14 protein-coding genes are annotated in these 13755 nt (G+C 60.2%); all 14 read right to left on the bottom strand.

The genetic code is table 11. From position 1 onward, the window contains the following. Positions 1–86 precede the first annotated feature (86 nt). The 14 genes from rnhB to tsf all read right to left on the bottom strand — a co-directional run bounded on the left by rnhB (position 87) and on the right by tsf (position 13721). Positions 87–716 carry a ribonuclease HII gene (gene rnhB / locus U9R80_RS06060; RefSeq protein WP_301837223.1) on the bottom strand — a complete coding sequence of 210 codons (630 nt, stop codon included), beginning with the start codon at positions 714–716 and terminating at the stop codon, positions 87–89. Next, on the bottom strand, positions 717–1844 hold the full coding sequence (gene lpxB, locus U9R80_RS06055; protein ID WP_301837224.1) for a lipid-A-disaccharide synthase: 1128 nt from the start codon (positions 1842–1844) through the stop codon (positions 717–719). A 1-nt stretch (position 1845) separates the two neighbouring features. Then, on the bottom strand, positions 1846–2622 hold the full coding sequence (gene lpxA / locus U9R80_RS06050; RefSeq protein WP_301837225.1) for an acyl-ACP--UDP-N-acetylglucosamine O-acyltransferase: 777 nt from the start codon (positions 2620–2622) through the stop codon (positions 1846–1848). Continuing rightward, positions 2619–3059: a 3-hydroxyacyl-ACP dehydratase FabZ gene (gene fabZ / locus U9R80_RS06045; protein ID WP_028942996.1), complete on the bottom strand. Its 441-nt coding sequence runs from the start codon at positions 3057–3059 to the stop codon at positions 2619–2621. The genes lpxA and fabZ overlap by 4 nt, the downstream gene beginning before the upstream one ends. 111 nt (positions 3060–3170) lie before the next feature. Then, on the bottom strand, positions 3171–4226 hold the full coding sequence (lpxD, locus tag U9R80_RS06040; protein ID WP_442964939.1) for a UDP-3-O-(3-hydroxymyristoyl)glucosamine N-acyltransferase: 1056 nt from the start codon (positions 4224–4226) through the stop codon (positions 3171–3173). A 2-nt stretch (positions 4227–4228) separates the two neighbouring features. Then, positions 4229–4732 carry an OmpH family outer membrane protein gene (locus U9R80_RS06035; RefSeq protein ID WP_010224837.1) on the bottom strand — a complete coding sequence of 168 codons (504 nt, stop codon included), beginning with the start codon at positions 4730–4732 and terminating at the stop codon, positions 4229–4231. Positions 4733–4773: 41 nt separating this feature from the next. After that, positions 4774–7122: an outer membrane protein assembly factor BamA gene (gene bamA / locus U9R80_RS06030; protein ID WP_301837227.1), complete on the bottom strand. Its 2349-nt coding sequence runs from the start codon at positions 7120–7122 to the stop codon at positions 4774–4776. A gap of 74 nt (positions 7123–7196) precedes the next feature. Then, positions 7197–8549 (bottom strand): RIP metalloprotease RseP, encoded by a 1353-nt coding sequence (rseP, locus tag U9R80_RS06025; protein ID WP_301837228.1) that lies wholly within the window; start codon positions 8547–8549, stop codon positions 7197–7199. A 54-nt stretch (positions 8550–8603) separates the two neighbouring features. Then, a complete protein-coding gene (ispC, locus tag U9R80_RS06020; RefSeq protein WP_301837229.1) occupies positions 8604–9794 on the bottom strand; it encodes a 1-deoxy-D-xylulose-5-phosphate reductoisomerase in 1191 nt (396 codons plus the stop codon). Beyond that, on the bottom strand, positions 9791–10606 hold the full coding sequence (locus U9R80_RS06015) for a phosphatidate cytidylyltransferase (protein ID WP_301837230.1): 816 nt from the start codon (positions 10604–10606) through the stop codon (positions 9791–9793). Before U9R80_RS06015 ends, ispC begins: the two co-directional genes overlap by 4 nt. Beyond that, positions 10606–11361, bottom strand: a complete 756-nt coding sequence (gene uppS, locus U9R80_RS06010) for a polyprenyl diphosphate synthase (RefSeq protein ID WP_301837231.1) — start codon at positions 11359–11361, stop codon at positions 10606–10608. The genes U9R80_RS06015 and uppS overlap by 1 nt, the downstream gene beginning before the upstream one ends. Positions 11362–11377: 16 nt before the next feature. Next, positions 11378–11935, bottom strand: a complete 558-nt coding sequence (gene frr, locus U9R80_RS06005; RefSeq protein WP_028942989.1) for a ribosome recycling factor — start codon at positions 11933–11935, stop codon at positions 11378–11380. Then, positions 11932–12675 carry a UMP kinase gene (pyrH, locus tag U9R80_RS06000; protein WP_016392310.1) on the bottom strand — a complete coding sequence of 248 codons (744 nt, stop codon included), beginning with the start codon at positions 12673–12675 and terminating at the stop codon, positions 11932–11934. Before pyrH ends, frr begins: the two co-directional genes overlap by 4 nt. Positions 12676–12857: 182 nt before the next feature. Continuing rightward, positions 12858–13721: a translation elongation factor Ts gene (gene tsf / locus U9R80_RS05995; RefSeq protein WP_274117621.1), complete on the bottom strand. Its 864-nt coding sequence runs from the start codon at positions 13719–13721 to the stop codon at positions 12858–12860. Positions 13722–13755: the final 34 nt, after the last annotated feature.

Raw genomic sequence — 13755 nt, 5'->3', positions numbered from 1 at the left:
CAGCACAAAACAACAAGGCCCGGATTGTACCGGGCCTTGATCAAAACATCAGCCAGCGCAGGGCTGCTGATACCTGTCCCAAGCCATCAGGCCCCGGCGAACTCGCTACCCAGGGCCTCTCGGGCTTCATAAGCGGCGCGCACAGGCGCGAAGGAGCGCCGATGAATCGGCGTCGGCCCCAGGCGTGCCAAGGCTTCGAGATGCACCGGGGTCGGATACCCCTTGTGCCCGCCAATGCCGTAGCCTGGGTACATCAGCTCAAAGGCGGCCATTTCACGGTCACGGGTGACCTTGGCCAGGATCGACGCGGCAGCAATGGCCGGCACCTGGCTATCGCCCTTGATCACCGGCTCAGCCGGAACCGACAGCTTGGGGCAGCGATTGCCGTCGATCAGGGCCAGTTTTGGCGTGATGCTCAGGCCTTCGACGGCCCGCTGCATGGCCAACATGGTGGCATGCAGAATGTTCAGTTCGTCGATTTCTTCGACTTCGGCGCGCGCAATGCAGAAGCTCAGGGCTTTTTCGCAGATTTCGTCGAACAGCTTCTCGCGACGGGCCTCGGTGAGCTTCTTCGAGTCGTTCAGACCAAGAATGGGTCGCTGCGGATCGAGAATCACGGCAGCGGTCACCACCGCGCCGCACAACGGCCCACGGCCGACTTCGTCGACCCCGGCCACCAGGTCTTCGACCAGGGTGAAGTCCAGTCCCATTTGCATCTATCGGGTTTCCAGCAAGGCCAGCACCGCGTCAGCTGCCTGGTTGGAGGCATCGCGGCGCAGGGTACGGTGAATCTGGTCAAAGCTTTCGGTCTGCTGCTCGCCACCTTCCACCAATGGCGCCAGGGTCTGGGCCAGTACTTCGGCGGTGGCAGCTTCCTGCAGCAACTCAGGCACCAGCATTCGCTGGGCCAGCAGGTTGGGCAGGGAGACGTAAGGGCTTTTGACCAGTCGTTTAAGAATCCAGTAAGTCAGCGGCGCCATGCGATAGGCAACCACCATCGGGCGCTTGAACAGCAACGCTTCCAGGGTGGCAGTACCGGAGGCGATCAGCACCGCGTCACAGGCCGCCAGGGCCTCGTGGGAGCGACCGTCGAGCAAGGTCAGGGGCAGATCGCGGCCTGCCATCATTTGCTCAAGCTGCGCGCGACGCTCAGCATTGGCGCAAGGCGAGACGAAGCGAACACCAGGCACCAGTGTTTGCAACCGCTGCGCAGCATCGAGAAACAAAGCCCCCAAACGCCCCACTTCACCGCCACGACTGCCTGGCATCAAGGCCACCAAGGGCCCGTCGCCCAGCCCAAGCTGTTCACGGGCCTGAGCCCGGTCGGCCTGGAGCGGAATGCTGTCGGCCAGCGGATGGCCGACAAAACGCACCGGCACACCCTTCTCTTCGTAGAACCTGGCTTCGTAAGGGAACAGTGTCAGTACCAGGTCGCAGCCTTCACGGATCTTCAGCACGCGCTTCTGCCGCCAGGCCCAGACCGACGGGCTGACGTAATGCACGGTCTTGATCCCGGCCTTGCGCAGGTTCAATTCGATGTTGAGGGTAAAATCCGGGGCATCGATACCGATGAACACGTCTGGACATGCGTCGATCAATGTCTGGATCAGCGCCTTGCGCCGTTTGAGCAGCTCACGCAGGCGCCCGAGCACTTCGACCAGGCCCATGACCGCAAGACGCTCCATGGGGAAGTAGGAGACCAGGCCCTCGGCCTGCATCAGCGGGCCACCGACACCAATGAAGCGCACCTGAGGATGGCGCGCCTTAAGCGCGCGCATCAACCCGGCACCCAGAATGTCACCGCTGGCCTCACCCGCCACCAGCGCTACACAGAGTTCAGCCATATCAGCGGGTGATGCCGCGGGTGGAGTTCTGGATCGACTTGAGGAACACGTCGACTTCAGGGAATTGGGTCGCAGGCTCCGCCAGTTCGGCAATCGCTTGCTCGACCGTCAGGCCCTGGCGGTAAACCACCTTGTAGGCGCGACGCAGGGCATGAATGGCATCTTCGCTGAAACCGCGGCGACGCATGCCCTCGAAGTTCATGCTGCGGGCTTCGGCCGGATTACCGAACACAGTGACATAGGCCGGAACATCCTTGCCGATCGCCGTGCCCATGCCGGAAAAGCTGTGCGCGCCGATATGGCAGAACTGATGCACGAGGGTGAAACCGGACAGGATCGCCCAGTCGTCAACGTGTACATGACCTGCCAGCGCCGTGTTGTTGACCAGGATGCAATGATTGCCTATGACGCTGTCGTGACCGATGTGGGCATAGGCCATGATCAGGTTGTGATCACCCAACGTGGTTTCCGAGCGGTCTTGCACGGTGCCACGGTGGATAGTCACGCCTTCGCGAATCACATTGTGATCACCAATCACCAGGCGCGTGGCCTCACCCTTGTACTTGAGGTCAGGGGTGTCTTCACCTACCGAGGAGAACTGGTAGATGCGGTTGTGCTTACCAATACGGGTCGGGCCTTTGAGAATCACGTGCGGACCAATGACGGTCCCCTCGCCGATCTCAACCCCGGCACCGATGATAGACCAAGGGCCGACCTCGACGCCGTCGGCGATCTTCGCCGATGGATCGATGATTGCCCGAGGGTCAATCAAACTCATAGTTTACGTTCCGCGCAGATGATCTCGGCCGAGCATACTGGCTTGCCGTCGACCGACGCCTGGCACTCGAATTTCCAGATCTGGCGCTTGCAGCTGATGAACTTGGCTTCGAGAATCAGTTGGTCACCCGGCAACACAGGCTGACGAAAGCGTAGCTTGTCGGAGCCAACGAAGTAGTAAAGGGTGCCATCGGCCGGCTTCACATCGAGCATCTTGAAGCCAAGGATACCGGCTGCCTGAGCCATCGCTTCAATGATCAGAACACCCGGCATGATCGGGTGCGCCGGGAAGTGACCGTTGAAGAAGGGTTCGTTGATGCTGACATTCTTGTAGGCACGAATGCGCTTGGCCTCGACGTCCAGCTCCGCTACACGGTCCACCAGCAGGAACGGGTAACGGTGAGGCAGGTATTCGCGAATCTCGTTGATGTCCATCATTTCGGGGGGAAGCCTGTAGTAAAGATAGGGAGCGCCCGTATTCGCCAGGCGCTCCTTTTGCAAAATCAAAGAGTCAGCCTGCGGCTATTCACTCTCGATCAGGAAATGGTATCAGCCTTCAGATGAAGACTGGCTGCCTGAGGTCACGGCCTCGACACGCTTTTCCAGCTGTTGGAGCCGTTTGGCCATCTCGTCGAGTTGACGAATCCGGGCGGCACTTTTACGCCACTCGCCCAGTGTCTGCATCGCCGTACCGGAAGAATAGGCTCCTGGCTCGGTAATCGAGCGGGTGACCATGGTCATGCCGGATACGAACACACCATCACAGACATCGATATGCCCTACCATGCCGACACCGCCGGCGATGGTGCAATGCTTGCCGATCTTGGTACTGCCGGAAATACCGACACACGCGGCCATGGCCGTGTGATCGCCAATCTGTACGTTATGGGCGATCTGGATCTGGTTGTCGAGCTTGACCCCGTCTCCGATCCTGGTGTCGGCCAGGGCACCACGGTCTACCGCGGTGTTTACGCCGATCTCGACATCATCGCCGATGCTCACGCCGCCAATCTGGGCGATCTTCTGCCAGACGCCTTTCTCGTTGGCAAAGCCGAAGCCTTCGCCGCCGATCACCGCGCCCGACTGGATCACCACGCGCTTGCCGATGCGCACATCGTGGTACAGGGTTACCCGCGGTGCCAACCAGCCGCCCTCTCCGATCACGCAGCGCGCGCCGATGAAGCACTGGGCACCGATAGCCACACCCGGACCGATCTGCGCACCGCTCTCGATCACCGCAAAGGCACCAACGCTAGCACTGGCATCCACCTGGGCATCACTGGCAACCACGGCGCTGGGATGAATTCCCGCTACAGCCCTGGGCTTTGGATCGAACAGGTGGGAGATGCGTGCGTAGGCAAGGTACGGATCGGCAACGATCAGCGCATGACCGGCAAAACCTTCGGCATCGGCAGCCTTGAGCAGCACGGCGGCCGCATGGCTATCGCCGAGGTACTTGCGGTACTGCGGATTGGCGAGGAAGCTCAACTGACCCGGCCCGGCTTCCTGAAGGGTTGCCAGGCCGGTAATTTCCAGCTCCGCGGGGCCACTCAAGGTAGCCCCGAGGAACTCGGCCAACTGACCGAGTTTCATAGTCACGGTCATACTCAACGGGACTGATTCATGCGCTCGATGACCTGGCGGGTGATGTCGTACTGAGGCTTGACATCAATGACCGCGCCACGCTCGAGAACCAGATCAAAACCGCCTTTCTTGATGACTTCTTCAACAGCGCCGTCGAGTTTCGGCTTCAGCTGCTTGAGCATTTCGCGGTCAGCCACGGCCTTGGACTCGTTCAGTTCCTTGGACTGGAACTGGAAGTCACGGGCTTTCTGCTTGTATTCAAGCTCCAGACGCTCACGCTCTGGCTGGGCCATTTTGTCGCCACCGGCACGAATGCGGTCGGCGATGCCCTTGGCACTGCTTTCCAGGTTCTTCAGCTTGGTCAGTTGCGGACCGAACTTCTTCTCGGCATCGACGGCGTACTTCTTGGCCGCGTCCGACTCAAGCAGGGCCATCTGATAGTTCAGTACGGCAATTTTCATTTCGGCGAAAGCCGGGGTTGCGACCAGGGCCGCAGCCAGTACTGCCAGTTGGGTCAACTTACGCACGATGCACTCCTACAGAATCCGTTGTTAGCAAGGGGCAGACCTTAGAAGGTCTGGCCCAGAGAGAATTGGAACACCTGGGTATCGGCTTCGTCCGGCTTCTTGACCGGCATCGCCAGGCTGAAGCTCAACGGACCCAGCGCAGTGATCCAGGTAACACCCAGACCTACGGAACTGGCCAGCCCCGACAGGCCGACATCCTCGCAATCAGGTTTGGAACCGCAGTTGGTGTCGAACACGTTACCCACATCCCAGAAGACCGAGGTACGCAGCGAACGCTGGTCCTTGACGAACGGCAGTGGGAACAGCAGCTCTACACCACCCTGGACGAGAACGTTACCACCGAACGGCAGCGGATCCTGGTCCGGGTCGGCAATGGTACCCGGGTTATGACCGTCGCTCGGGGTACTGCGTGGACCCAGGCTGCTGTCCTTGAAACCGCGTACCGAGTTGAAACCACCGGCATAGTAGTTCTCATAGAACGGCAGGCCCGAGGTGCCACCGAAACCATCACCATAGCCCAGCTCGGTGTGCAGGCGCAGGGTGTAGTCGTTGGTGATCGGCTTGAACAGCTGGCCACGGTAGTCGAGCTTGAAGAACGACAGGTCGCTGCCTGGCGTGGTCGCTTCGAGCACCAGGCTCTGGGAGTGACCACGGGTCGCCAGCACACCCTTGTTCAGGGTCGACTCGGACCAACCGGCCGAGGCCTTGAAGTTCAGGTATTTGTCACCCTCTTCGTTAACGAAGTCGAAGATCTCGTCAACGGTGTACTTGCCCGTCTTGATTTCGTCCTGCTGCACGGTCAGACCGAAGGTCAGACGCGAAGTTTCACTGATCGGGTAGCCGACGCTGACACCGGCACCGAGGCTGTCTACCGCATAGCTGGCCACGTCGACATCAAGGTCATCGTAGTCGGTGGTGCGATAGAAGGCGTTGTAACCCAGGCTGACACCATCGGCAGTCCAGTAGGGGTCGACGAAGCCGAAGTTGTAGCGGCTCTGGTATTCGCTTCGGGTCAGGCCGATGGACACCTTGTTACCGGTACCCAGGAAGTTGGTCTGGCTGATCGAACCACCCAGGATCAGGCCTGCGCTCTGGGCGAAACCAACGCTGGCGGTGATCGAACCGGAGGCTTGCTCCTCGACGCTGTAGTTGACGTCGACCTGGTCGTCGGTACCCGGAACAGCCGGAGTCTCGACGTTGACTTCCTTGAAGAAGCCCAGGCGCTCCAAACGGGTCTTGGACTGGTCGATCAGGTAAGTCGATGCCCAGCCACCTTCCATCTGACGCATTTCGCGGCGCAGCACTTCGTCTTCGGACTTGGTGTTGCCACGGAAGTTGATTCGGTTGACGTAGGCACGCTTGCCCGGGTCGACCACGAAGGTGATATCGACAGTGTGATCCTGGTCGTTTGGCTGAGGCACGCCGTTGACGTTGGCGAAGGTATAGCCCTCGTTACCCAGGCGGCGGGTGATCAGCTCGGAGGTGGTGGTCATCACTTTGCGCGAGAACACCTGGCCTGGCTGCACCAGCATCAGCGACTTGACCTGGTCTTCCGGCACCTTGAGGTCACCAGAGAGCTTGACGTCGCGAACGGTGTACTTCTCGCCTTCGTTGACGTTGACCGTGATGTAGACGTGCTTCTTGTCCGGGGTAATGGATACCTGGGTAGAGGCGATGTCCATGTTGATGTAGCCGCGGTCCAGGTAGTAGGAACGCAGACGCTCAAGGTCGCCGGAGAGTTTTTCACGGGCGTACTTGTCATCGTTCTTGAAGAACGACAGCCAGTTGGTGGTCTTGAGCTCGAACAGGCCGATCAGGTCTTCGTCCGGAAAGACGGTGTTGCCGACCACGTTGATGTGCTGGATGGCAGCGACGGTGCCTTCGTTGATCTTGATCTTCAGGCCGACGCGATTGCGCGGCTGCGGCACCACTTCAGTCTCGACCTCGGCCGAGTAGCGGCCCTGGGCAACGTACTGGCGCTGCAGTTCGTTACGCACACCTTCGAGGGTGGCGCGCTGGAAGATTTCGCCTTCGGACAGACCCGACTGCTTCAGACCTTTCATCAGGTCTTCAGTGCTGATGGCCTTGTTGCCTTCGATTTCGATGCTGGACACCGAAGGACGCTCGACCACGGTAATGATCAGGACGTTACCGTCACGGCCCAGTTGGATATCCTGGAAGAAACCGGTCTTGAACAACGCACGGGTGGATTCCACCAGGCGACGGTCATCGGCCTCATCCCCGACGTTCAATGGCAAAGCGCCGAAAACGCTGCCCGCGGAAACCCGCTGCAGACCATTGACACGAATATCGGAGATGGTGAAGGACTCGGCGTGAACTTCAGCGATCATCAGTACGGCGAGAACCGCAGTTAGCAGCAGACGTTTCATGAAGTCCTTTCTTATTCCAACTGGCAATAAACGACCCGCCGCGGGACGCGGCAGGTTCGCAATTGAGCGAAGCTTTACAGTCGACCCAAATCGTTTATCAGGGCAAGCAACATCACCCCGACTACCAAACTGATACCGATTTGAATCCCCCAACCTTGCACCCGATCCGAGAGCGGGCGACCACGCGCCCACTCGATCAGGTAGAACAGCAAATGCCCCCCATCCAGTACAGGAATGGGCAGCAAATTAAGAACCCCCAGGCTAATGCTCAGGTAGGCGAGGAAATTCAGGAAATCTCCAACACCCGACTGGGCCGAAGCGCCCGCCACTTTAGCAATGGTTATCGGTCCGCTCAAGTTTTTTACCGAGAGCTCGCCGAACAGCATTTTCTTCAAGGATTCGAGGGTCAGGACGCTCATGTTCCAGGTCCGCGAAACCCCCTCGCCAACAGCCTCCAACGGTCCATAGCTGACCTCGCGGAGCATGGCATCGGGCCACTTCACCGGCTTCACCCCTGCCCCCAGGTAACCACTGGCCGATTTACCTTCGCCACGGGTGGCCAGGGTAACCGAAATGTCCAGGGTGGCGCCGTCACGCTCGACCTGCAGCACGATCTTGCTACCGGCACGTCCGCGCACGGTATCGACCACTTGCTGCCAATCGTTCAAGGCTTTTCCATCCAGGCTCAGCAAGCGATCGCCAGTTTGCAGGCCTGCGGCCTTGGCAGGCCCCTTCGGATCGAGCTCCGCCAGCACCGGTGGCAACGCCGGGCGCCACAGGCGCAGCCCCAGGGAGCGGATCGGATCAGGCTCATCGGCGCCCTTGAGCCAGTTATCGAGGGTCAGCACATGGGCGCTGTCGACTGTCGCCCCCTCTTCACGCACATTAATGTGCAGCTGGCCACTCTCGCCCAGGCGGCGAATCAGTTGCAGGTTGACGGCGGCCCAGCCACTGGTCGGCTTGCCATCGATGGACATGATTTCCTGGCCAGCCTTCAGGCCCGCCACTTCCGCCACACTGCCCGCCTCTACCCCGCCAATGACAGGGCGCTCCTGCTGGGTGCCAAGCATTGCCAGGACCCAGAAGAACAAAATGGCGAGGAGGAAGTTGGCAATCGGCCCCGCCGCGACGATCGCGATGCGCTGGCGTACCGATTTGCGATTGAAGGATTGCTCTGCCTGCTCTGGCGGCACGTCACCTTCACGCTCATCGAGCATCTTGACGTAGCCACCCAGGGGAATGGCCGCGACCACGAACTCGGTGCCGTGGCGGTCATGCCAGCGCAGCAACGGCATGCCGAAACCGACGGAAAAACGCAGGACCTTGACACCACAACGCCGGGCCACCCAGAAGTGACCGAATTCGTGAAAGGTAACCAGCACACCCAATGCCACCAGGGTGCCGATAATCATGTAGAGCGCACTCATATCTTTCTCCGAATGACGTTCAGCGCAGCCGGGCCCGACGCAGTGCGCCCGGCCTCAGCGCCCGTGATGACTCAACCATTGCCCCGCCAGCTGCCGTGCGCGCTGGTCGGCAGCAAACACCGCATCGAGCGTCTGCACCGCCACGACCGGCTCCTGATCAAGCACTTGTTCGATCATACTCGCGATCTCCGGGAAGCGGATGCGTCGCTGGAGAAATGCCTCCACAGCCACTTCGTTGGCCGCATTGAGCATCGCCGGCGCACTGTTGCCCGCCTCAGCAGCCTGGCGCGCCAGGCGCAAGCACGGGAACCGCTGCTCATCGGGCGCCTGGAAATCCAGACGCGCAATGGCAAACAGGTCCAGTGGCGCGACGCCGGAGTCGATCCGCTGCGGCCAGGCCAGCGCATTGGCGATCGGCGTGCGCATGTCCGGGTTGCCCAACTGGGCCAGCACCGAACCATCGACGTAATCCACCAGCGAGTGAATGACACTCTGGGGGTGCACCACCACTTCAACCTGGCTTGGCCGCGCATCGAACAACCAGCAGGCCTCGATCAGCTCCAGGCCCTTGTTCATCATGCTTGCCGAGTCGACCGAGATCTTGCGGCCCATCGACCAGTTAGGGTGAGCACAGGCCTGCTCCGGACTGACCTCGGCCAGCGCCGACAATGGCGTTTCGCGAAACGGCCCACCCGAGGCGGTCAACAGGATTCGCCGCACACCGACCTGAGACAGGCCACGCGCATAGTCACCTGGCAAACATTGGAAAATCGCATTGTGCTCGCTGTCGATGGGCAACAGCACGGCGCCACTGCGCTGCACCGCCTGCATGAACAGCGCACCGGACATCACCAAGGCTTCCTTGTTGGCCAGCAGGACCTTCTTGCCGGCCTCAACCGCCGCCAAGGTCGGACGCAAGCCCGCCGCCCCCACAATGGCCGCCATCACCGTATCGACCTCGGGCGCCGAAGCGACCTGGCACAACCCGGCTTCGCCTTCGAGCACTTCGGTGGCCGATCCGGCCGCCGCCAGGCCTTCGCGCAACTGCTGCGCCGCCTCGGCGCTGGGCACCACGGCAAAGGTCGGCGTATGGCGCAGGCAAAGCGCAAGCAATTCCTGGAGCCGCGAATAGCCGCTCAGCGCAAACACCTGGTAGCGGTCGGGATGACGCCCGATGACATCCAGGGTGCTCATGCCGATGGAGCCGGTAGCTCCCAGCACGGTAATACGTTGCACGCCGCTCACATCACGCCCCAGTTGGCTGCCCAGAGCAGCACGGCAAACAGCGGAATGGCCGCGGTCAGGCTGTCGATACGATCCAGTACGCCACCGTGACCCGGCAGCAGATTGCTGCTGTCCTTGATCCCGGAGCGACGCTTGAACATGCTTTCGGTCAGGTCACCGACCACCGACACCAACACCACGACAGCAGCGCCCAGCAAGCCAAGCACCAGCTCGCCGAAACTCCAGTCGCGACTCACGCCAACGACTGCGGTGATCACCAGGCTCAGCGCCAGACCGCCGTAGACGCCTTCCCAGCTCTTGCCCGGACTGACCTGCGGCGCCAGCTTGCGCTTGCCAAAGGCCCGGCCGGAAAAGTAGGCGCCAATATCTGCACCCCAGACCAGCACCATGACCGCCATGATCAGCCAGTTACCCAGCGGCCAGTGCTTGAGCAGCACCAGGCCCTGCCAGGCCGGCAAAAGGATCAGGAGACCGATCAACAGCCGACAGGCAACGCTGGACCACAGCTCACTGGTACGTGGGTAGGTCAGCACCAGCCAGGTGGCTCCCGCCCACCACAATACCGAAGCGCCCAGCACCCAGGGTGCAAGGTCCGGCATCAGGTAGAGCAGCATGAGCAACCCGGCCACGACGGCGGCGTAGGCAACACGAAACGCTTGAGCGGCCAGACCTGCCAGACGCGCCCACTCCCAGGCACCGAGGCTCACCACCAACCCGATGAACAGGGCGAAATCCCCTCCATCGAGGAGAAAGAAGCCGCCCAGGGCAATCGGTAGCAGGATCAGCGCAGTGATGATGCGTAGTTTAAGCATTAAGCACGGGCTCCAGCCTCGACCTGCTCGCTGGTTTTCCCGAAGCGGCGCTGGCGCGAAGCGTAATCGGCCAGCGCTTTGCGCATGGCCTCGTGTTTGAAGTCCGGCCAGAACAGGTCGGAGAAGTACAGCTCGGCGTAGGCCAGCTGCCACAACAGGAAGTTGCTGATGCGATGCTCGCCACCGGTACGGATACACAGGTCAGGCAACGGCAGATCGCCAGTAGCCAGACAGGTTTGCAACAGTTCCGGGGTGATGTCTTCAGGACGCAGGTGACCGGCCTGAACTTCGCGCGCCAGGCGCTGGGCGGCCTGGGCAATATCCCATTGTCCGCCGTAGTTGGCGGCGATTTGCAGGATAAAGCGGTTGTTGCCTGCGGTCAGCGCCTCGGCCTCACGCATGGCAGCCTGCAACTCCGGGTGAAAGCGTGAGCGATCACCGATGATGCGCAGGCTGATGTTGTTGTCGTTGAGGCGCTTGGCTTCCCGGCGCAAGGCCGAGAAGAACAGCTCCATCAACGCACCGACCTCTTCGGCCGGTCGTTGCCAGTTTTCGCTGGAGAAGGCGAACAGGGTCAGCACCTCGACCTTGGCTTCGGCGCACACCTCGATGACCGCGCGCACCGCATCCACGCCTGCCTTATGCCCGGCTACACCGGGCAACAGGCGCTTTTTCGCCCAGCGATTATTCCCATCCATGATGATCGCGACATGGCGCGGCACCGATGGGGACACACCCTGCTTGGTCTTTTCCATCAAAAAGTCCCGACCCTTAAACGGCCATCAGGTCCTTTTCTTTCTGCTTCACAGCAACTTCGATGTCAGCCACGAACTTGTCGGTCAGCTTCTGGATGTCGTCAGCGGCGCGACGCTCTTCGTCTTCGCTGATTTCTTTCTCTTTGACCAGGTCTTTGAGCTGGCTCAACGCGTCACGACGGATGTTACGCACGGCAATGCGGCCATCTTCGGCGGCATCACGGGCTTGCTTGGTGAAACCTTTACGGGTTTCTTCCGTCAGTGCCGGCATCGAGATCAGCAGCAGCTCACCCAGGTTGGTCGGGTTGAAACCCAGGCCCGAGTTGAGGATGGCTTTCTCTACCGCAGCCAGCATGTTGCGCTCGAAGGCAACGACTTGCAGTGTGCGGGCGTCCTTGACAGTGACGTTGGCAACCTGGTTGATCGGGGTGTCGGCACCGTAGTAAGGCACTTGAACGCCAGCCAGGATCTGCGGGTTGGCCGCGCCGGTACGAATACGGCTGAATGCCTGCGCCAGGGACTCCAGCGATTTCTGCATACGCTCTTGGGCGTCTTTCTTGATTTCGTTGATCATTTTTGAACTTCCTCGATCAGAGTTCCTTCAGCGCCGCCATGCACGATGTTCAGCAGGGCGCCAGGCTTGTTCATGTTGAAGACGCGCAGCGGCATCTTGTGGTCGCGGCACAGGCAGATTGCCGTCAGGTCCATCACGCCCAGCTTGCGATCCAGCACTTCATCGTAGGTCAGATGATCGAACTTCTCGGCATGCGGGTCTTTGAATGGATCTGCAGTGTATACACCATCGACCTTGGTTGCCTTCAATACCACGTCGGCATCGATTTCGATGGCGCGCAGGCAAGCGGCGGAGTCGGTGGTGAAGAACGGGTTGCCGGTGCCGGCAGCGAAGATTACAACTTCTTTGGCGTTCAGGTGGCGCATGGCTTTGCGGCGATCGTAGTGATCGGTCACGCCTACCATGGAAATTGCCGACATGACGATAGCGGTGATATTCGCGCGTTCCAGCGCATCACGCATGGCAAGAGCGTTCATGACGGTGGCCAGCATACCCATGTGGTCGCCAGTGACGCGATCCATGCCGGCTGCACTGAGCGCCGCCCCACGGAACAGGTTGCCACCACCGATCACCAGGCCTACTTGAACACCGATGCCGACCAGCTGGCCGACTTCCAGCGCCATGCGATCCAGGACCTTGGGGTCGATCCCGAATTCTTCCGAGCCCATCAGGGCCTCGCCGCTCAGTTTGAGTAGAATGCGTTTATAGCGAGCTTGATAACCACTGCCCTGCTGAGCCATTGCGAATCTCTCCTGCGGCGTTTGTAAAAATCTTGCGGGGCTGTTTTCAGCCTGCGCGTAACTCTAAGCGTGGCGCAGCGACTGCGCCAGCGAAAGGCGGTCTCGTAAACCGCTCCCGCTTTGACAAAGAGGCTGCGCGCGTGAGCGGGCAGCCTCTTCGGGGCGACAGATTTGACTCTGTCTTACTGCTTGGCAGCAGCCAGTTGCGCAGCAACTTCTTCAGCGAAGTTGTCGACTGGCTTCTCGATGCCTTCGCCTACTTTGAAGTAGGTGAAGGAAACGATTTCAGCGCCGGCTTTCTTGGCCAGTTCACCGACCTTGATTTCCGGGTTCATGACGAACGCTTGCTCGACCAGGCTGGCTTCGGCCAGGAACTTCGAGATACGGCCTTTGACCATGTTCTCGACGATGTTCTCAGGCTTGCCCTTGATCTTCTCTTCGTTCAGGGTCAGGAAGACGTTCTTCTCACGCTCGATCGCTTCGGCCGAAACTTCCGATGGCAGCAGGAACTCTGGGTTGCTTGCAGCCACGTGCATGGCGATTTCTTTGGCCAGCTGGACGTCGCCGCCCTTCAGGACAACAGCAACACCGATCTTGTTACCGTGCAGGTAGGTACCGACAACGTCACCCTCAACGCGCACCAGGCGACGGATGTTGACGTTTTCGCCTACTTTGGCAACCAGTGCTTCACGAGCCGATTCGCGAGCAGCGATCAGCGGAGCGGCGTCGGTCAGCTTCTCGGCGAAAGCTTGTTCAACGCTTTCAGCCACGAAGTTTTTGAAGTCGTCTTGCAGAGCCAGGAAGTCGGTCTGCGAGTTAACTTCCAGCAGGACGGCAGAGGTGTCGTCAGCCTTGATGGCGATAGCGCCTTCAGCGGCAACGTTGCCAGCCTTTTTAGCGGCCTTGATGGCGCCCGAAGCGCGCATGTCGTCAATGGCTTTTTCGATGTCGCCGCCGGCCTTTTCCAGGGCCTTTTTGCAATCCATCATGCCTTCGCCAGTACGCTCACGCAGTTCTTTGACCAGCGCTGCAGTAATTGCTGCCATTTCAAATTCCTCTTGGATAGGTTTTCAACCATTC

The sequence above is a fragment of the Pseudomonas sp. JQ170C genome (genome assembly GCF_035581345.1).
Lineage (GTDB): Bacteria > Pseudomonadota > Gammaproteobacteria > Pseudomonadales > Pseudomonadaceae > Aquipseudomonas.
The sequence above is the reverse complement of the archived record's forward strand: the minus strand, read 5'-3'. Positions and strand labels throughout refer to the sequence as shown.

What these genes read in the sequence shown, in the direction of transcription:
- rnhB (WP_301837223.1), bottom strand. Translation starts at nt 716, where the DNA reads ATGCAAATGGGACTGGACTTCACCCTGGTCGAAGACCTGGTGGCCGGG.
- lpxB (WP_301837224.1), bottom strand. Translation starts at nt 1,844, where the DNA reads ATGGCTGAACTCTGTGTAGCGCTGGTGGCGGGTGAGGCCAGCGGTGAC.
- lpxA (WP_301837225.1), bottom strand. Translation starts at nt 2,622, where the DNA reads ATGAGTTTGATTGACCCTCGGGCAATCATCGATCCATCGGCGAAGATC.
- fabZ (WP_028942996.1), bottom strand. Translation starts at nt 3,059, where the DNA reads ATGATGGACATCAACGAGATTCGCGAATACCTGCCTCACCGTTACCCG.
- lpxD (WP_442964939.1), bottom strand. Translation starts at nt 4,226, where the DNA reads ATGACCGTGACTATGAAACTCGGTCAGTTGGCCGAGTTCCTCGGGGCT.
- bamA (WP_301837227.1), bottom strand. Translation starts at nt 7,122, where the DNA reads ATGAAACGTCTGCTGCTAACTGCGGTTCTCGCCGTACTGATGATCGCT.
- rseP (WP_301837228.1), bottom strand. Translation starts at nt 8,549, where the DNA reads ATGAGTGCGCTCTACATGATTATCGGCACCCTGGTGGCATTGGGTGTG.
- U9R80_RS06015 (WP_301837230.1), bottom strand. Translation starts at nt 10,606, where the DNA reads ATGCTTAAACTACGCATCATCACTGCGCTGATCCTGCTACCGATTGCC.
- uppS (WP_301837231.1), bottom strand. Translation starts at nt 11,361, where the DNA reads ATGGAAAAGACCAAGCAGGGTGTGTCCCCATCGGTGCCGCGCCATGTC.
- frr (WP_028942989.1), bottom strand. Translation starts at nt 11,935, where the DNA reads ATGATCAACGAAATCAAGAAAGACGCCCAAGAGCGTATGCAGAAATCG.
- pyrH (WP_016392310.1), bottom strand. Translation starts at nt 12,675, where the DNA reads ATGGCTCAGCAGGGCAGTGGTTATCAAGCTCGCTATAAACGCATTCTA.
- tsf (WP_274117621.1), bottom strand. Translation starts at nt 13,721, where the DNA reads ATGGCAGCAATTACTGCAGCGCTGGTCAAAGAACTGCGTGAGCGTACT.